Origin of the sequence: Aeromonas sp. 95A (genome assembly GCF_051919235.1) — a bacterium.
Lineage (GTDB): Bacteria > Pseudomonadota > Gammaproteobacteria > Enterobacterales > Aeromonadaceae > Aeromonas > Aeromonas veronii.
On the sequence record NZ_JBQBFC010000001.1, the window covers coordinates 2,965,369 to 2,982,500 of the forward strand.

General features: G+C 61.4%; 17 protein-coding genes and 1 riboswitch (1 of these 18 running past the window's edge). Of the genes, 10 read left to right on the forward strand and 7 right to left on the reverse strand.

Annotation, left to right across the window (positions count from 1 at the left end; genetic code table 11):
* Positions 1–15: 15 nt before the first annotated feature.
* Positions 16–975 carry a LysR family transcriptional regulator gene (locus tag ACTG2U_RS13435; protein WP_005357110.1) on the forward strand — a complete coding sequence of 320 codons (960 nt, stop codon included), beginning with the start codon at positions 16–18 and terminating at the stop codon, positions 973–975.
* Here the strand turns inward: ACTG2U_RS13435 and trpS are convergent.
* Together trpS and ACTG2U_RS13445 are read right to left on the reverse strand one after the other, a co-directional pair.
* A complete protein-coding gene (gene trpS / locus ACTG2U_RS13440) occupies positions 954–1,967 on the reverse strand; it encodes a tryptophan--tRNA ligase (protein WP_279486303.1) in 1,014 nt (337 codons plus the stop codon). The genes ACTG2U_RS13435 and trpS overlap by 22 nt on opposite strands.
* 192 nt (positions 1,968–2,159) lie before the next feature.
* Positions 2,160–2,597 (reverse strand): universal stress protein, encoded by a 438-nt coding sequence (locus tag ACTG2U_RS13445; RefSeq protein ID WP_005339229.1) that lies wholly within the window; start codon positions 2,595–2,597, stop codon positions 2,160–2,162.
* Positions 2,598–2,998: 401 nt separating this feature from the next.
* Between ACTG2U_RS13445 and fabV the strand changes: the two genes are divergently transcribed.
* The 6 genes from fabV (at position 2,999) to ACTG2U_RS13475 (ending at position 9,983) form a co-directional block, all read left to right on the forward strand.
* On the forward strand, positions 2,999–4,186 hold the full coding sequence (gene fabV / locus ACTG2U_RS13450; protein ID WP_439974595.1) for an enoyl-ACP reductase FabV: 1,188 nt from the start codon (positions 2,999–3,001) through the stop codon (positions 4,184–4,186).
* Between the two features lie 92 nt (positions 4,187–4,278).
* Positions 4,279–4,803, forward strand: a complete 525-nt coding sequence (ftnA, locus tag ACTG2U_RS13455; protein ID WP_005339225.1) for a non-heme ferritin — start codon at positions 4,279–4,281, stop codon at positions 4,801–4,803.
* Positions 4,804–4,953: 150 nt separating this feature from the next.
* Complete coding sequence (locus ACTG2U_RS13460; RefSeq protein WP_439974596.1) at positions 4,954–6,138, forward strand: NAD(P)/FAD-dependent oxidoreductase; 1,185 nt, start codon at positions 4,954–4,956, stop codon at positions 6,136–6,138.
* Between the two features lie 81 nt (positions 6,139–6,219).
* On the forward strand, positions 6,220–7,893 hold the full coding sequence (locus ACTG2U_RS13465; protein ID WP_005339222.1) for a sensor histidine kinase: 1,674 nt from the start codon (positions 6,220–6,222) through the stop codon (positions 7,891–7,893).
* 46 nt (positions 7,894–7,939) lie between these two features.
* Positions 7,940–8,683: a LytR/AlgR family response regulator transcription factor gene (locus ACTG2U_RS13470; protein WP_019446256.1), complete on the forward strand. Its 744-nt coding sequence runs from the start codon at positions 7,940–7,942 to the stop codon at positions 8,681–8,683.
* A gap of 109 nt (positions 8,684–8,792) precedes the next feature.
* On the forward strand, positions 8,793–9,983 hold the full coding sequence (locus ACTG2U_RS13475; RefSeq protein ID WP_439974597.1) for an L-lactate MFS transporter: 1,191 nt from the start codon (positions 8,793–8,795) through the stop codon (positions 9,981–9,983).
* Between the two features lie 73 nt (positions 9,984–10,056).
* On the opposite strand, the gene ACTG2U_RS13480 is transcribed toward ACTG2U_RS13475, so the two are convergent.
* The 4 genes from ACTG2U_RS13480 to ACTG2U_RS13495 all read right to left on the reverse strand — a co-directional run bounded on the left by ACTG2U_RS13480 (position 10,057) and on the right by ACTG2U_RS13495 (position 12,984).
* Positions 10,057–11,181, reverse strand: a complete 1,125-nt coding sequence (locus tag ACTG2U_RS13480) for a 5-(carboxyamino)imidazole ribonucleotide synthase (RefSeq protein ID WP_439974598.1) — start codon at positions 11,179–11,181, stop codon at positions 10,057–10,059.
* Positions 11,178–11,687, reverse strand: a complete 510-nt coding sequence (purE, locus tag ACTG2U_RS13485; RefSeq protein ID WP_335832887.1) for a 5-(carboxyamino)imidazole ribonucleotide mutase — start codon at positions 11,685–11,687, stop codon at positions 11,178–11,180. Before purE ends, ACTG2U_RS13480 begins: the two co-directional genes overlap by 4 nt.
* 63 nt (positions 11,688–11,750) lie before the next feature.
* Complete coding sequence (locus ACTG2U_RS13490; protein WP_005321666.1) at positions 11,751–12,053, reverse strand: P-II family nitrogen regulator; 303 nt, start codon at positions 12,051–12,053, stop codon at positions 11,751–11,753.
* A 4-nt stretch (positions 12,054–12,057) separates the two neighbouring features.
* Positions 12,058–12,984, reverse strand: a complete 927-nt coding sequence (locus ACTG2U_RS13495) for a sodium-dependent bicarbonate transport family permease (RefSeq protein WP_005342109.1) — start codon at positions 12,982–12,984, stop codon at positions 12,058–12,060.
* A 109-nt stretch (positions 12,985–13,093) separates the two neighbouring features.
* On the opposite strand from ACTG2U_RS13495, the gene ACTG2U_RS13500 reads away from it, so the two are divergent.
* The 3 genes from ACTG2U_RS13500 to murI all read left to right on the forward strand — a co-directional run bounded on the left by ACTG2U_RS13500 (position 13,094) and on the right by murI (position 17,039).
* A complete protein-coding gene (locus ACTG2U_RS13500; protein WP_439974599.1) occupies positions 13,094–13,996 on the forward strand; it encodes a LysR family transcriptional regulator in 903 nt (300 codons plus the stop codon).
* A 35-nt stretch (positions 13,997–14,031) separates the two neighbouring features.
* Positions 14,032–14,209, forward strand: a riboswitch (cobalamin riboswitch).
* 52 nt (positions 14,210–14,261) lie between these two features.
* Complete coding sequence (locus ACTG2U_RS13505; RefSeq protein ID WP_439974600.1) at positions 14,262–16,127, forward strand: TonB-dependent receptor domain-containing protein; 1,866 nt, start codon at positions 14,262–14,264, stop codon at positions 16,125–16,127.
* Positions 16,128–16,235: 108 nt separating this feature from the next.
* Positions 16,236–17,039: a glutamate racemase gene (murI, locus tag ACTG2U_RS13510; protein ID WP_439974601.1), complete on the forward strand. Its 804-nt coding sequence runs from the start codon at positions 16,236–16,238 to the stop codon at positions 17,037–17,039.
* Between the two features lie 7 nt (positions 17,040–17,046).
* Here the strand turns inward: murI and ACTG2U_RS13515 are convergent, their stop codons facing one another.
* Positions 17,047–17,132, reverse strand: partial view of an RNA recognition motif domain-containing protein gene (locus tag ACTG2U_RS13515; protein WP_005342104.1) — the 3' end only. Its footprint extends 406 nt past the window's final position; only the last 86 of its 492 coding nucleotides appear in the window; the start codon falls outside the window, past its right edge — the gene reads right to left on this strand; the stop codon is at positions 17,047–17,049.

The following is a 17,132-nucleotide window of genomic DNA, read 5'->3' on the forward strand; positions in this document are numbered from 1 at the left end:
CTATGGCTAATATCGATGGATAGCTCGCTCGCCCGTCTCGACCTCAACCTGCTCGCCGTATTCGACATGCTGATGCAGGAGCGCAATGTCACCCGTGCCGCCGAACGGCTGCATCTCTCCCAATCCACCGTCAGTCACGCCTTGGGGCGGCTGCGAGTGGCGCTGGATGATCCGCTGTTCGTGATGAGTCGGCGCGAGATGATGCCGACCGAGCGAGCCAAGGCGCTGGCCGGTCCGGTGCGGCAGGCGCTGGCGATGCTGGAGCAGGGATTGCGGCAGGCCAAGGGGTTTGATCCCGCTACCGCACGGCGGATTTTCCGTATCGCCACCCCGGGCTCGGTGGAGCACGGGCTGGTGCCGGTGCTGGTGGAGAGGCTCCATCGGCAGGCCCCTCACTGTCGGCTTGAGGTGTGCGAGCTGGCGGACAGCGACTACGAGCGGGAGCTTGAGAAGGGGGAGCTGGATCTGGTGATCGGTTTCGCCGGGGCGAATCATCTCTCACCCCGCTTATGGCGGGAGGAGTGGTTCAACAACCCGCTGGTCTGCCTGTCGCCGCTTGGCAGCGAATTGCCCGATGTGCTGACTCCGGTCGAGTTGGTGAGCCGTCCCCACATCCACACCTCCAGCTGGGGTCACAGTCAGGCGATGGTGGAGCTCTGGCTGGCTCGCTTCGGGGTGGAGCGGGAGTTGGGCGTGCGGTTGCCGAGCTTTATGGCGGTGCCGCCGCTGATGGCGACCGGTCGCTATCTGGTGGTGGTGCCCGAGATGATCGGGCGCCACTTTTGCCGCTACTACCCGCTGCGGATGCACCAGCTCGACCCCGCCATCCCCATCGTCTACCTGATGGCGGGGCACCCGCTGACCGCCCATGACGAGGCGATCGGCTGGTTCAAGAGCCTGCTGCACCAGCTGGTGTTCGACCTCTACGGCGACGATGCACTCGGGACTCCCGCTCAGCGGATGCTGGCGAAGTAGTCGAGCCCCATGGCGCTTTTCACCTCCGCCAATACCTCATCTGTGATGATGCGGGCCTGCTCGGTGCCCTGATAGAGCAGCTCCAGCAGCATCTTCTTGTCGGCGATGGCTGCGGCACGGCGCTCCCGCATCGGGGCGAGCAGGGTTTGCAGGCAGTCATTGAGCACCTGTTTGCAGCGCATGTCCCCCAGTCCACCGCGTCGGTAGTGGGCCTTCATCTCGGCGACCAGCGCCTTGTCGGGGTGGAAAGCATCGAGATAGGCGAACACCGTATTTCCCTCCACCTGACCCGGATCGCTCACCTTGAGGTGGTTGGGGTCGGTATACATGGCGAACACCGCCTGTTTGACCTCTTCCGCCGACATGCCGAGCTCTATGGTGTTGCCGAGGGATTTGGACATCTTGGCCTTGCCGTCGATGCCGGGTAGTCGGCCGGTGTCGCTCAGGATCGGTTGGCACTCGGTCAGCACCTCTTTACCTACCAGAGAGTTGAAGCGGCGGACGATCTCGTTGGTTTGCTCCAGCATCGGCAGCTGATCTTCCCCGACCGGCACATGGCTGGCGCGAAAGGCGGTGATATCGGCGGCCTGACTCACCGGATAGACCAGAAAACCGGCCGGCAGCGAGCGTTCGAACCCTTTCTGCTGGATCTCCGCCTTGACGGTGGGATTGCGCTCCAGCCGGGCGACGCTGACCAGATTGAGGTAGTAACAGGTGAGCTCGGCGAGGGCGGGCAGGGCGCTTTGCAGGCAGAAGGTGGTCTTGGCCGGGTCGAGACCGACCGCCAGATAGTCAGCCATCACCTCCAGCACGTTGTCGGTCACCTTGGCCGGGTTGTGGCCGTTGTCGGTCAGCGCCTGCAGATCGGCGATCATCACGAATTGACGGTAGTGGTGCTGGGCTTCGACGCGCTGGCGCAGGGAGCCGACATAGTGGCCGATGTGCAGTTTGCCGGTGGGACGATCGCCAGTAAGGATTACGGGGTTGTGCATGTCACTCTCTCCAGTTGGGTGAGCCGGGAGGCGACAAAGGGATAAAAACAGTTGACCGCCTCTCGGCGGTCACGGTGTTTTCTTTGGGAAATTTACAATAGAAACGCGGTGCCGCCTGTTTAGGAGCAGCACCACCAGTAGTTGTGATTGAATGCGGTCATATTCATAGCAAATCAAACTACGCCGGTTTCATTACTTCTGCAAGGGGACGACCAGCAGATCGCAGGGCACCGTATTCATCAGCTGACGGGCGCTGGAGGTGAGCAGGCTCCAGAAGCTCTGGCGATGGCCGCACACCAGCAGGTCGATCTCGTACTCCTTGACCGCCTGATTGACCCGCTCGCTCAGATCGCCGCAGATCACCAGCTTCTTCTCGATGGGATAGTCCACCGAGGCCAGAAATGCCTCCAGCTTCTCTTTCGCTTCGGCGATCACCTGATCCTGCACGTTGTCGATATCGATATCGATCATCTCGGTGTAGAGATCCTTGAGGTCCACATCGACATGGATAACCGACAGCTTGGCGCCGTTGGAGCGGGCTCTGTCCACCGCCTTGTCGATCACCTTGCGGTTGTCTTCAGAGAGGTCGATCGCGGCCAGAATATGCTTGTAATAGGTTGTTCCACTCATGGGGGTTCTCCTTACCGATCCTTCAGCCCACTATACCAATCTCTGCTGAAACTAAAATGGTGCCTCAGGCACAGTTTTGGGATTTAAATGAGTTTAATGACGTGTGACACAGGGTCAGCCACTCAGTTATTAACCACTGTTTGCCTATAAATTAAACAAGAGTTTGACGCCGGTCACACCCCCCGGCTTGCCGATCAGGGGGGAGAGGCATAGGATGGGCCCGTGCTTCGCAATGAACACAAAACAACAAAAAGCATCTGAATACCGCTTTGGGGAGCCACGTGCTCCCTTTTGTTTTTCTGCCTCAATTCCCGCGGCTTTTCTGACTGATAGCGATCCGGCATCAAGTTAATCTCTTTCGATTTGGTTATGCTGTAGCCAGTTTCTTTGGAGGCCTTCCCATGATCATTCATCCCCAGATTCAAGGTTGTGTTGCCCGCAACTGTCATCCCATCGGCTGTCGCGCCGCAGTGCAGCAGCAGATCGAATGTATCAAGGCCGCTGGCCCGTTCAACGGCCCCAAGCGGGTGCTGGTGCTGGGTGCCTCCTCCGGGTTTGGACTGGCGTCGCGCATTGCACTCGCCTTCGGGGCTGGTGCCGACACCATCGGCATCTCCTTCGAGCGCGGCCCTTCCGACAAAGGATTGGGCAGCGCCGGTTGGTACAACAACATCTGGTTTCGCAAGGAGGCGGAGCAGGAGGGGCGTATCGCCATCAACCTGATCGGTGATGCCTTCTCCGACGGCATGCGCCAGCAGGCCATCGACACCATCCGCCAGCAGCTGGGGCAGGTGGATCTGGTGATCTATTCGCTCGCAAGCGGCATCCGGGTGCTGCCCGATGGCACGCAAGTGCGCTCGGTGCTCAAGACCACCGGCCAGCCATTTAGCGGCTGGGGGCTGGATCTGGAGCGCGATACCCTGGTGCAGCAGTCGCTGGCGCCTGCCACGCCGGAGGAGATCCGCGATACCGTCACCGTGATGGGGGGCGAGGATTGGCAGCTCTGGATGCAGGCGTTGCAGCAGACCGATTGTCTTGCCCCCGGTGCGCAAACCGTCGCTTACTCCTATATTGGCCCGGAATCCACCTATCCCCTCTATCGGGATGGCACCATCGGTTATGCCAAGGAGCATCTGCACGCCACCGCCGAGACCATCAACCTGCAGCTGGCCGAGATTGGTGGCCATGCCTGGGTGTCAGTCTGCAAGGCGCTGGTAACCAAGGCGAGCGCCTATATTCCGGTGTTGCCGGTTTATCTGGGCCTGCTGATGGGGGTAATGAAGGAGCGCGGTGTGCACGAAGGCTGCATCGAGCAGATGCAGCGACTGTTCGCCGCCAAGATGTACGGGCCCAATGGGGTGGTGGCCGATGGTAACCGGCTGATCCGGATGGATGACCACGAGCTCGACCCGGCCATTCAGGCTGCCGTTTCGGCGCTCTGGCCCAAGGTGACGCCGGAGAATTTCCACGGGCTGGGGGACTTTGCCGGGCTGCGGCAGGATTTTATGCAGCTCAACGGCTTCGAGCTGCCGGGCGTCGATTATGCTGCGCCGGTGGATGTCGCCTCCCTTGGCGAGCTGACCCCCTGAGCTGAAAGAAACGGGATCTCCCTCTCGTTGGCGGGTTGATTCGCGGCGGGAGTGTGGCGACAATCGATACCAAATCACTGAGGAGAAACAAGATGCTGGCCCAAGCCATGATCGAGAAGTTGAACGAGCAGATTAACCTGGAGTTCTACTCCTCCAATCTCTATCTGCAGATGAGCGCCTGGTGCGAAGACAAGGGCTTTGAAGGGGCGGCGACCTTCCTGCGCCAGCACGCGGTCGAGGAGCGCCAGCACATGGAGCGTCTGTTCACCTACGTGAGCGAGACCGGCGCCATGCCCAAGCTGGGTGCCATCGATGCCCCTCCCCACGAGTTCAAGTCGCTGGGCGACGTGTTCCGTACCACCCTGGAGCACGAGTATCACATCACCAAGTGCATCAATGGTCTGGCCCACGTAGCCTTCACCACCCAGGACTACTCCACCTTCAACTTCCTGCAGTGGTATGTGGCCGAGCAGCATGAAGAGGAGAAGCTGTTCAAGAGCATCGTCGACCGTCTGGGTCTGGTGGGTGAAGATGGCAAAGGCCTCTACTTCATCGACAAGGAGCTGGCCGAACTGGCCAAGGGCGCCCCGGCAAGCATCATGGACAGCAACGCCTGATAGTCGTGGACACTTAGTGTTCAGCCAGTACAATAACGGCCCTTTTAAGGGCCGTTGTTTATTCTGGTGGGCAACCACTATGGTTGTGTTCCGCCAGAGGCAATCACGGTTCTGGCCAGGTGCCGTTTCTATTTTGATAAGTGAGTGATGATGAAGCAGGTCGATGTGGTGGTGATCGGGGCCGGTGCGGCCGGATTGATGTGTGCAGCGCAGGCGGGCTACCGTGGCCGCTCCGTGCTGGTGCTCGACAACGCCAAGAAGCCGGGCCGCAAGATCCTCATCAGTGGCGGTGGTCGCTGTAACTTCACCAACCATCAGGCGGGTGCTCACGCCTACCTGTCGGAGAATCCCCACTTCAGCAAGTCGGCGCTGGCCCGCTACACCCAGCAGGACTTTATCGATCTGGTGGACCGCCACGGGGTCAACTATCACGAGCGCACTTTGGGGCAGCTGTTCTGTCTCGAGAGTGCCAAGGATATCGTCGATGTGCTGCTCACCGAGTGCGACTGGGCCGGGGTGACCCTGCAGTTCCAGACCGAGATCCTCACTGTCAGCAAGCAGGACGAAGGGTTTGTGTTGACGACCAGCAAGGGTGAGATCGGCTGCCAATCGCTGGTGGTGGCGACCGGCGGTCTCTCCATGCCCAAACTGGGCGCGACCCCTTACGGCTTCAAACTGGCGGAGCAGTTCGGTCTCAAGGTGCTGCCGACCCGCGCCGGTCTGGTGCCCTTTACCCTCCATCAGGCGGAAAAAGAGGCCTTCGCCGATCTGGCTGGCATCAGCCTGCCGGTAGCGGTGACCGCCGAGGATGGCACCCGCTTCAAGGAGGCGATGCTGTTCACCCATCGCGGCCTCTCCGGCCCCGTCATCTTGCAGATCTCCTCCTACTGGCATGCCGGCGAGAAGATCCACATCAACCTGCTGCCGGAGCTGGATATTCCGGCCGCCCTGCGCGAGTGGGCGCAGGCTCACCCTGCGCAGGAGTTGAAAACCGTGCTGGGGCGCGAGCTGCCCAAGCGCTTCGTCGACAAGCTGGTGGAGTTGGGTCAGCTGGTCAGCAAGCCGATGCGCCAGTACAACGAGCGGGAGCTGGAGGCGGTGGCCAACCTGCTGGGTGACTGGCAGATCCTGCCCAACGGCACCGAGGGGTATCGCACCGCAGAAGTGACCCTAGGTGGCGTCGATACCAACGAGCTCTCCTCCAAGACCATGGAGGCCCGCAAGGTGGCGGGTCTCTACTTCATCGGCGAAGTGGTGGACGTGACCGGCTGGCTCGGTGGCTACAACTTCCAGTGGGCCTGGTCTTCCGGCTGGGTGGCCGGTCAGTACTGTTGATGTCACAGGGGCTGGTTTATCCGGCCCCGATTTATTGGTCAGGGTTATGGTGATCGGTCGGGTTGCCGCAAGGGGGCGCAGATGCTTGAGAATCAGATGATGTTGTTGGCGGTGTTCGAACGGGCGGCGCTGATGCTGATGACCCTCTTCTTCCTGACCCGCACCCGGCCGTTCCAGCGGCTGTTCCAGAAGCGGGATCACACCCCGGCAGAGCTGGTGCTGGTGGCCTCCATCTTCGGCCTGTTTGCGGTGTTCAGTACCTACACCGGCATTCCGGTGGAGGGGGCGCTGATCAACGTGCGGATCATCGCCATCATCTCCGGCGGCATTTTGTTTGGCCCCTGGGTCGGCATTCCGGCCGGGGTCATCTCCGGTCTGCACCGCTATCTCATCGATATGGATGGTCACACCTCCATCCCTTGCCTTATCGCCAGTATTATCGCCGGTCTGCTCGCCACCTGGCTGCACCTACGCTGTCGAAAGTCGCGGCTCTGGCTCTACGGCATTCTGGCGGGAATGCTCTGTGAAGGGCTCACCATGCTGCTGATCTGGCTGCTGACCGAGCCCCACGAAGTCGGGGTGGAGATCGTTAACCACATCGCCTATCCGATGATCGCCGGGGCACTCTGCATCGGCCTCATCATCAAGCTGGTGCAGGATCTGGATGACGAGAAGGAGCTGATTGCCGCCAAGCAGGCCAAGCTGGCGCTCGATATCGCCAACAAGACGCTGCCTTTCTTCCAGAACATCGATCGCCACTCCCTCAGTCAGGTGTGCGATGTGATCCGGCGGGACATCAGCGCCGATGCGGTGGCCATCACAGATACCCATGACGTGCTGGCCTATGTCGGGGTGGGCAAGGACTATTACGAGCTGGATGAGCACCACGCCATCAGCGGCATGACCCAGCAGGCGGTGCTGCTCGACCAGATCATCATCAACAACGATCTGCGCCAGTATCACCTCTCCGATTTCCACTCGGTCATCATTATTCCGCTGCGGGAGAACGGCTCGGTGAGCGGCACCCTCAAGATCTACTACCGTCGCACCCACAGCATCACCAGCTCCCTGCGGGAGATGGCGGTGGGCCTCTCCCAGCTCATCTCCACCCAGATGGAGGTGTCGCGCATCGAGCAACTCAAGGAGATGACCCGCAAGGCGGAGTTCACCGCCCTGCAGAGCAAGATCAATCCGCACTTCCTGTTCAACGCCCTCAACGCCATCTCATCCTTGATCCGCATTCGCCCCCAGCAGGCGCGCCAGCTCATCGCCAATCTGGCGGATTACCTGCGCTACAACCTCAACAAGGGGGATGAACTCATCGACATTCAGGAGGAGCTGCAGCAGGTGCGCGACTACGTTGCCATCGAGCAGGCCCGCTTCGGCGACAAGCTGGAGGTGGTGTTCGAGGTGGACGATGTGCACATTCAGGTGCCGAGCCTGCTGTTGCAGCCGCTGGTGGAAAACGCCATCCTGCACGGCATCCAGCCCCGCAGCGCGCCGGGTCGGGTCACCATCGAGGTGAAACAGCTGGCGGGTGGCATCCGGGTATCGGTGCGGGACACCGGTTACGGCATCAGTCAGGCGGTGATCGACGGGGTGGCCGCCGGTCGGGTGGAGAGCCGCAGCATCGGCCTGATGAACGTGCATCAGCGGGTCAAGCTGCTCTATGGCGACGGCCTGCACCTCAAGCGGCTGGAGCCGGGTACCGAAGTGAGTTTCTATCTGCCGGATCAGGAGTCGATGCCATGCTGAGTGCCATCATGGTTGAGGATAAGTGTGTGCCGCGAGAGGTGTTGTCATGCTGAAAGCGATCATAGTGGAAGACGAGTATCTGGCTCGCGAGGAGTTGATCTATCTGGTGAATCAGCACAGCCAGATCGAGATAGTGGCGAGCTTTGAGGATGGGCTGGAGGCGTTCAAATACCTGCAGGATCACGAGGTGGACGTGGTGTTTCTGGATATCCAGATCCCCTCCATCGATGGCCTGCTGCTGGCCAAGAACCTGCACAAGTCGAGTCACCCGCCCCACATCGTCTTCGTCACCGCCTACAAGGAGTTTGCGGTGGAGGCGTTCGAGCTGGAGGCGTTCGACTACATCCTCAAGCCCTACAACGAGCCCCGCATCATCAATCTGCTGCAAAAGCTCGAGCATGCGGGCAAGTCGCAGCCAGCCTCCACGGGGGAGGCGAGCGGTGAGGGGAGCAGCCCGCACAATCGCACCGTCAATCTGGTGAAGGGGGAGCGCATCATCGTCACCCCCTGCGAGCAGATCTACTACGCGGAAGCCGACGAGAAGCTTACCTATGTCTACACCCGTGATGACCGCTACGTGATGACCATGACCATCAGCGAGTTTGTCAGCCGGTTGCCTGCCGAGGGGTTCTTCCGTTGCCACCGCTCCTACTGCGTCAACATCAACAAGATCCGCGAAATCGTCCCCTGGTTTAACAGCACCTATCTCATCCGGCTCCATGATCTGCCGTTCGAAGTGCCGGTCAGTCGCAGCAATATCAAGGCGTTCCGTCAGCTGATGCGGCTCTGATTGTCATTCATTCCCGCCGATCTGCATTTCATGCCTTAATCGATCGGCGCGAGCTGCGTCTTGCCTATAGTGGCCTCAATTTCCTTAAGGCCATCGACCGAGACGCATCATGACCATCGATCTGAACCGCACCCGGTACCTGACACTGATCGGTACCATCATCACCCAGTTTGCACTGGGTTCTGTCTATACCTGGAGCCTGTTCAACGCCCAGCTCTCCGACAAGCTGGACGAGCCGGTGAGTCAGGTCGCCTTTGCCTTCGGTCTGCTCAGCCTCTCCCTGGCGGTCGCCTCCTCCATGGCGGGCAAGCTGCAGGAGCGGTTCGGGGTGCGTAACGTCACCCTGGGTGCTGGCGTGCTGCTCGGCATCGGCTTCTTCCTCACCGCCCATGCCAGCAATCTGGCGATGCTCTACCTCTGCGCCGGCATTCTGGTCGGTTTTGCCGACGGTACAGGCTACCTGATGACCCTCTCCAACTGCGTGAAGTGGTTCCCGGAGCGCAAGGGGCTGATCTCCGCCTGTTCCATCGGTGCCTATGGTCTCGGCAGTCTCGGTTTCAAATATATCAACCTGCTGCTGCTCTCCAGCTCCGGTCTTGAGACCACCTTCCAGCTGTGGGGCTTGATTGCGATGTCCATGGTGCTGGTGGGCGGCATGCTGATGAAGGATGCGCCCAAGCAGGCCGCTTCCGTGCAGCAGAGCGAGAGTCGTGACTTCACTCTGGCCGAGGCGATGCGCAAGCCGCAGTACTGGATGCTGGCGCTGATGTTCCTCACCGCCTGCATGAGCGGCCTCTACGTCATCGGTGTGGCCAAGGATATCGGCGAGAAGATGGTGGGTCTGCCTGCTGTAGTCGCCGCCAATGCCGTCGCCATCATTGCCATGGCCAACCTGGGTGGCCGTCTGGTGCTGGGGATCCTCTCCGACAAGATGTCCCGCATCCGGGTCATCACCATCGCCCAGCTGATTACCCTGGCGGGCATGGCGCTGCTGCTGTTTGTACCGCTCAATGCCAACCTGTTCTTTGTGGCGGTCGCCTGTGTGGCGTTCAGCTTCGGCGGCACCATCACCGTCTACCCCTCGCTGGTGAGCGACTTCTTCGGTCTCAACAACCTGACCAAGAACTACGGTGTCATTTATCTGGGCTTTGGTCTGGGCAGCATCATCGGCTCCATCGTGGCCTCCCTGTTTGGCGGCTTTATGGCGACCTTCCACCTGATCCTGGTGTTGCTGGTGGTGGCGCTGGCGCTCTCCCTCACCATCCGCCTGCCGGCACCGGTAGCGGTGGAGCGGGCCTGACAAGCCTCCCTGCCACAGCAAGCAAAAACAGAGACCCGGGCCATGCCCGGGTCTTTGCATTTCCGATGCTCGATCAGCGTGGCGCTAGCCCCAGCAGCTGGCGGGCCTGACGGCAGCTCTCTTCCACCATTGGCCAGTCGTCACCGGTTACCGTGATATGGCCCATCTTGCGGCCGGGGCGGGGTTCGCCCTTGCCGTAGAGGTGCAGATGCAGGCCGGGCAGCGCCAGCAGGGCAGCCCAGTCGGGCGTGCCGTTTTGCCAGAGATCCCCCAGCAGATTGATTAACAGGGCGGGGCGCACGGCGATCTGCTCTGGCAGCGGCAGATCGCACAGGGCGCGCACCTGCAACTCGAACTGGCTGCATGCGGCGTTGTCGAGGCTGGGGTGACCCGAGTTGTGGGGGCGGGGCGCCAGCTCGTTGACCAATAGCCTCCCCTCCACCAGAAAGAACTCCACCGTCAGCACCCCCACGTAGTCGAGGGCCGCGATCAGTCGCTCAGCGATTCCTTTGGCTTCGCTCTCCAGCGTTGGCACGTTGGCAGGGGAGCGAGTCTGATCGAGGATGCCGCCGCTGTGCCAGTTCTGCACCAGTGGCAGGGCGCTGATGGCACCATTCGGACTGCGGGCCAGGGTCAGGGCAAACTCCCCCTCCAGCGCCAGCCGTTGTTCCAGCACGCAGGGCACGCCACTGGCTGCCAGCGCCGTCGCCAGCTCATCCAGATCGCTCACCTGCCACTGCCCCTTGCCGTCGTACCCCTCGCGGGCCGTCTTGAGGATGGCAGGGAAGAGTTCGCTGGCCTGTGCGGGGATAGGCTCTTCCGGCAGTAGCGCCAGATAGGGGGCGACCCGGATGTTGGCTCCGCGCAGAAAGGCTTTCTCCTCGCGGCGATCCTGACAGATGCGCACCGCGCTGGCGCCCGGGCGTACCGGCTTTTGTTTTTCGAGCAGGGCGAGGGTGGTGGCGGGCACATTTTCGAATTCGCAGCTGATGGCCTCGCAGCGGCTGGCCAGCTCGTGCAGGGCGGTCGGGTCGTCATAGGGGGCGACAATATGGTGATCGGCGGCGGCACCGGCGATGCTGGCGGGGTCGGGATCAAGCACCACCACCTTATAGCCGAGCCGATGGGCGGCCATCACGAAGTAGCGGCCAAGCTGGCCGCCACCGAGCATGCCGAGGGTGGCGGGGGGCACTATCATGTCGGCTCCTCCAGTTGCAGCGCCAGCACCCGATCTCGCTCGTGGGTGCGGAAGTCGTCGAGCTGCTGCCGGTAGCGGGGGGCGTCGTCGTCTTGTGCAACGGAGAGCAGGGAGACCGCGAACAGGGCGGCGTTGGCAGCCCCCGCCTCGCCGATGGCGAAGGTGGCGACCGGCACCCCCTTGGGCATCTGCACGATGGAGAGCAGGGAGTCCATCCCCTTGAGATGACGGGAGGGGATGGGCACCCCCAGCACCGGTAGGGTGGTTTTGGCGGCGACCATGCCCGGCAGGTGGGCGGCGCCACCGGCCCCGGCGATGATGGCGCGCAGGCCGCGCTCGCGGGCTGTGGCGGCATACTCGAACAGCAGATCCGGGGTGCGATGGGCCGAGACTACCTGTGCCTCGTAGGGCACGCCGTGCTCCTTGAGGATGCGGGCGGCAGCCTGCAGCACGGGCCAGTCGGAGTCGGAGCCCATTACCAGGCCGATCAGCGGAGGGGTGTTCATCTTTTCTGGTTCCTTGCTGTTAAACGTTTGCTTTTGGTGGGCAAAAAGAGCCGGCAAGCCGGCTCAGAATTTCTCGGGTCGCACGATTTCGACCGGTTGCAGAAAGGCGATCATGGCGTAATCGGGGTAGTAGCGACTCTGCAGGTGGGCCAGCAGCCGCTCCGCCTGCTCCCGGCTGCAGATCGCTTCCAGCCGGATGTTGCCGCTCTCGCTCCAGCTGGCGTTGCGCTCACCATGATCGCCACGACCGCGGGCATCTGTGATGGTGTAGCCGCGCAACCCCTCGCGGGTGAGGGTGCGCAGCAGGGTCGGCTCCAGATTGGCTTCCGTGATGACGGTCAGCAGGGTGCGGGTCTCGGTCTGCATGTGGCTACTCCGTGAAGTGGCGGGCCCAGCTGTGGTAGAGCGGGATCCCCAGCATGATGTTGAACGGGAAGGTGACCCCCAGCACTGCGCTGAGGGATAGCCCCGGGTTGGCCTGAGGCACGGCGATGCGCATGGTGGCCGGCACGGCAATATAGGAGGCGCTGGCCGCCAGGGTAGCCAGCAGGGTCAGGCCGCCGAGAGATAGCCCCATCAGCTGGCCAGCTGCCAGCCCCAGTCCCGCTGAAGCGAGCGGCATCAACAGGGCGAAGCCGAGCAGGAACAGGCCGTGGCGGCGCAGATCCTGACACTGGCGGGCGACGATCAGGCCCATCTCCAGCAGGAACAGCGCCAGCGCTCCCTTGAACAGGTCGACAAACAGCGGTTTGAGCGGGGCAATCCCATCCGGTCCGGCCAGATAGCCGATGGCCATGCCGCCGAGCAGCAGGGTTACCCCTTTGCCGAGGAAGGTCTCGTGGGCCAGCATGCGCCAGCGAGTCTCGCGACTGATGCCGCGGGCCAGCACTATGCCCACCAGAATGGCGGGGATCTCCATCACCGCGAGGAAGATGGAGAGCTGGGATTCAAAGCTGATGCCTCGCTCGGTGAGCCAGTTAACCCCGACCGCAAAGGTGGCGACGCTGACCGAGCCGTAGTGGGCGGCGGTGGCGGCGGCATCCACCCGGTTCATCTTGAGGCGCAGCACAGCAAAGCCGAGCAGGGTCTGCACCACGCCGAGCAGGATCACCAGCGCAAGTTGCGGCAGCAGGGGTTGCAGGGATTGCTGTGCCAGACCGACGCCGCCCTTGAGGCCGATGGCCAGCAGCAGAAAGAGGGAGAGGGTGTCGTAGAGGGCGGGCGGCAGCTTGAGCTCGGAGCGCACCAGACCGGCCAGCAGACCAAACAGAAAGAAGAGTACAACAACGTCCAGCATGATGGTTCGCAGGGCAGTTCAGATAATGGTTGCATGCTAGAGCCCGCAATGTTTCGATAAAATCAGATTCTCGCTGATGGTTGTTCGGTAAAAACTGATAGGGAACGGCATGCTCAACTACAAACAGCTCTACTACTTCTGGCATGTGGCGCGCAGTGGCAGCGTGACGCATGCCGCCGAACAGCTGCATCTCACGCCGCAGACCATCAGCGGTCAGGTTGCAGAGCTGGAGCAGTCCCTCGGGGTGGCGCTGTTCAACCGAGTGGGGCGGCGTCTGGTGCTGACTGCTGCGGGTCGGCAGGCGCAGGAGCAGGCGGGGGCCATTTTCTCGCTCGGCGCCGAGCTGGAGCACACCCTGCGCCACGCCAGCCAGGAGCTGACCATGCAGGTGGGGATCGCCGATTCGGTACCCCGCACCTTGGCGTTCGAGCTGCTGGCCCCCGCCATGGCGCTGGCGACCCCGCTGCGGCTGGTGTGTCATGAGGAGCGGGCCGAGCAGCTGTTCAGCGAGCTGGCCCGTCACAAGCTGGATATGGTGCTGATCGATCGCCCGCTTCCTCCCGACAGTGGTGTACGTGGCTACAACCACGAGCTGGGGCGCAGCCCGCTGGCACTTTTTGCCAGCCCGGAGCTGGCGGCGCGGGCGCGGGATGGCTTTCCCGCCTCGCTGGAGGGGTTGCCGTTGCTTATCCCCGGAGAGAAGTCGGCTACTCACGATCGGCTGCTGGCCTGGTATCGCCAGCAGGGTATTCATCCCCATCTGGTGGGGCAGTTTGATGACTCCACCCTGATGAAGTCGTTCGGCAAGGCGGGGATGGGGATCTTCCCGGCGCCGCTGGCGATGGCTGATGAAATTGGTCGCCTCTACGGAGTGGAGCGGATTGCGACCCTCACCGACGTTACACTCTCTTACTATCTGGTCTCGGCAGGGCGCCATCTCTCCCATCCCGGGGTGCAGGCGGTGATGGAGGGGGCCCAGCGGCGGCTGGCGGCGCTGGCTGGCAATAAATAGAAATCTGGATGGCTATACATCCAGCTTGGCTCTGCCTATAATCCTCCCGCTTTGGCGCATCATGCTTAATAGGGAATCCGGTGAGAATCCGGAGCTGGCGCGCAGCGGTAAGGGGGAACGAAGCGACATCAGGGCACTGCCGTCAGGCGGGAAGCCGTCGCCGTAGGCTATCAGCCCCCGAGCCCGAAGACCTGCCAGAGTTCGTATTTCGGGCCGAGAGAAACCGGCCACGAAGTAGATACTTACGCGAACTTAAGGATCTCTCATGTCGAAGAAATTTCTGGCGGCTGCCCTGTTGCCGACGGCGGCGTTTGCCCAGCAGCTGACCATTCCCGTCAATCCCACCATGGTGGTGACCGCTACCCGCGTCGCCCAACCTGCTTCCAGCGTGCTTGCCCCGGTCAATGTGGTGACCCGGGACGAGATCGATCGCCTGCAAGCCCAGACCGTGACCGATGTGGTCAAGACCCTGCCCGGTGTGGAAGTGGTCAGCAATGGTGGCCGAGGCCAGCTCAGCTCGCTGCGGGTGCGTGGTGGCACCTCCTCCCAGACACTGGTACTGGTGGACGGGGTGCGCAGTGCCTCCCTGGCCGCCGGGATGACCGAACTGAATAACCTGCCACTCAATCAGGTGGAGCGCATTGAATACATTCGTGGCCCACGTGCCACCATCTACGGCTCCGACGCCATCGGCGGGGTGATCAACATCATTACCCGTCCCGACAAGGGGACAAATCAGCACAAGTTCAATATCGGTGCTGGTTCCCATCAACAGCGTCAGGCCGCTTTCAGTAGTGCCAGCCAAGTAGGTGAGGCGGGTCAGCTCAAGGTGGCTGGCGGTTTTGATGATGAAGAGGGTTACAACGTACACCCCTTGCCCGGCATCAACGATGGTGATCGTCACGGGCATCAGGGCTACAACGCCATGCTGGACTACCAGCAGGCGCTCGGCAGCAATTGGGATCTGTTCGGTACAACCCGCTGGTTCCGCAATGTCGCCCAGTACGACCGCTCTTCTGCGGCTTCCGCCTGGGGGCCTGCCACTCATCAGCGCAACGAGACCTGGATTGAAAACCAGAGCTATCAGCTGGGGTCGCGCTATCACGATGATCGCTATCTGAGTGAGTTGCGTGGCGCCTTCTCCAAACAGGATGCGTACGACTATCAGGACAACAGTGGCCGCGATCAGGCCAATAACCGGACCTACACCCGCCAGTACAGCCTGAACTGGGTCAACAGCTTGAAATTGAACGAGAGCTGGACGCTGGGAGGCGGGGCCGATTGGCAGAGTGATCGACTGGATGATCGCTCCCGCTCCTCCGGCGCCACATATCCGGCCGACGCCAAAGAGCGGGACAATACCGGCCTCTATGCCCTTGCCCAGTTCGACAACCAGACCTGGCAGGCCGAGCTGAGCGGCCGTAGCGATGACAACGAGCAGTTTGGTCGTCACAACACCTGGCAAACCGGCGCAGGCTGGCGTTTTGTCGAGGATTACCGCCTGAGCGCCCGCTATGGCACCGGTTTCCGCGCCCCGACCTTTAACGATCTCTACTATCCGGGTTCTGGCAATCCCAACCTGAAGCCGGAAGAGTCGAAGAGCAGCGAGCTGATGCTGGATGGTCAAACCGCTGGCGTGGAGTGGCGAGCCACCGGTTATCGCAACGACTTCGAACAGATGATCCAGTGGGCGCCCAACAGTCAGGGTATGTGGACACCACAGAACGTTGGCAAGGCGCGCATTGAAGGGATCGAGCTGGAAGGGGAGTTTGATACCGGCTGGTTGAGTCATCGGGTCTCTGCCGAATACAAGGATCCCAAAGACAAGGTGACTGACAAGCAGTTGCAGCTGATCTCCCGCAAAGGGGCCAAGTGGGTGACTCAGGCGCAGTGGCAGCAGTTTGATGGTTCATTGAGCTGGATCTATCAGGGTGAGCGCTATGGCGATGTAGCCAACACCACAACACTTGGTGGCTACAGCGTGTGGAATCTGGCTGTTGGCTACAAGGTAACTCCGGCGCTCAAGGTATCTGGCAAGATCAACAACCTGCTGGATAAGGAGTATCAGACTGCGGTGGGTTATCCTGCCGATGAGCGTGCTTACTACGTGACAATGGATTACTCACTCTAAGCCGGACCCGGCCAAGCGGAAAAATCAGGGGCCCTGCCATTGGCAGGGCCTTTTCTATTGGCGGCAGGCGGGAGTATGATCGCCGCCTTGCACCAAAGGGGAGCTCAAGTGGCCAATATTCTCGTGTTTGATTCCGGTATGGGTGGCCTGACCATCTACCGCGAGATCCGCCGCGTTCTGCCGGCACACAACTATTTCTACTGCTTCGACAACGCCAACTTCCCCTATGGTGAATTGAGCGAGCCCGCCCTGATTGCTGCCTGCACCCGCTTGGTGACCACCATGGTAGCCCGTCATCATATCGATCTGGTGGTGATTGCCTGCAACACGGCCAGCACCATAGCGCTGCCGGCCTTGCGTGAGGCACTGGATATTCCCGTGGTGGGGGTGGTGCCAGCCATCAAGCCCGCAGCTGCGCAGACTAGCAACGGTTGTATCGGTCTGCTGGCCACTCCAGGCACCGTCAGCCGCGACTATACCCACGAACTGATCGCCCAGTTTGCTCCCGGCAAGCGGGTGCTGCTCAAGGGCACCACCGAGCTGGTTATAGAAGCCGAACACAAGCTGTCGGGCCTGCCGGTCAATATGGCGCTGCTGCGCGAGGTATTGGCCGACTGGCTGGAAGGGGAAGAGAAGCCGGATACGCTGGTGCTCGGTTGCACTCACTTCCCGCTACTCAATGAAGAGATTGGGCAACTGATGCCGCAATGCATGCTTATTGACTCAGGCAGTGCTGTTGCCAAACGGGTGGCCTGGTTGCTGAACAATGGCGGGCATGCCGCCGTGCAGCCTGTACATATAGAAGAGGTGATTGCCAGGGCTTACTGTACCCGGCTGGATGGGGAGGCCCAAAAACTGACAGCCCCCTTGCAAGCATGGGGGCTGTCATCACTGGAAGAGGTGAAGTACTGACGAGCGGTTAGGCGTCAGCTTCGCTACCTTCTCTTTCCTCTTTATCACGTTTGTCATTTGCTTCACGCACCTTGAGGGTGCGCTGCTGATACT

Excerpts from the sequence above, each read along its gene's own strand:
- ACTG2U_RS13460 (WP_439974596.1), top strand. The coding sequence starts at position 4,954 with ATGAAGCAGGTCGATGTGGTGGTGATCGGGGCCGGTGCGGCCGGATTG.
- fabV (WP_439974595.1), top strand. The coding sequence starts at position 2,999 with ATGATCATTCATCCCCAGATTCAAGGTTGTGTTGCCCGCAACTGTCAT.
- ACTG2U_RS13495 (WP_005342109.1), bottom strand. The coding sequence starts at position 12,984 with ATGCTGGACGTTGTTGTACTCTTCTTTCTGTTTGGTCTGCTGGCCGGT.
- purE (WP_335832887.1), bottom strand. The coding sequence starts at position 11,687 with ATGAACACCCCTCCGCTGATCGGCCTGGTAATGGGCTCCGACTCCGAC.
- trpS (WP_279486303.1), bottom strand. The coding sequence starts at position 1,967 with ATGCACAACCCCGTAATCCTTACTGGCGATCGTCCCACCGGCAAACTG.
- ftnA (WP_005339225.1), top strand. The coding sequence starts at position 4,279 with ATGCTGGCCCAAGCCATGATCGAGAAGTTGAACGAGCAGATTAACCTG.
- ACTG2U_RS13505 (WP_439974600.1), top strand. The coding sequence starts at position 14,262 with ATGTCGAAGAAATTTCTGGCGGCTGCCCTGTTGCCGACGGCGGCGTTT.
- ACTG2U_RS13445 (WP_005339229.1), bottom strand. The coding sequence starts at position 2,597 with ATGAGTGGAACAACCTATTACAAGCATATTCTGGCCGCGATCGACCTC.
- ACTG2U_RS13435 (WP_005357110.1), top strand. The coding sequence starts at position 16 with ATGGATAGCTCGCTCGCCCGTCTCGACCTCAACCTGCTCGCCGTATTC.
- ACTG2U_RS13470 (WP_019446256.1), top strand. The coding sequence starts at position 7,940 with ATGCTGAAAGCGATCATAGTGGAAGACGAGTATCTGGCTCGCGAGGAG.
- ACTG2U_RS13490 (WP_005321666.1), bottom strand. The coding sequence starts at position 12,053 with ATGCAGACCGAGACCCGCACCCTGCTGACCGTCATCACGGAAGCCAAT.
- ACTG2U_RS13465 (WP_005339222.1), top strand. The coding sequence starts at position 6,220 with ATGCTTGAGAATCAGATGATGTTGTTGGCGGTGTTCGAACGGGCGGCG.
- ACTG2U_RS13480 (WP_439974598.1), bottom strand. The coding sequence starts at position 11,181 with ATGATAGTGCCCCCCGCCACCCTCGGCATGCTCGGTGGCGGCCAGCTT.
- ACTG2U_RS13475 (WP_439974597.1), top strand. The coding sequence starts at position 8,793 with ATGACCATCGATCTGAACCGCACCCGGTACCTGACACTGATCGGTACC.
- ACTG2U_RS13500 (WP_439974599.1), top strand. The coding sequence starts at position 13,094 with ATGCTCAACTACAAACAGCTCTACTACTTCTGGCATGTGGCGCGCAGT.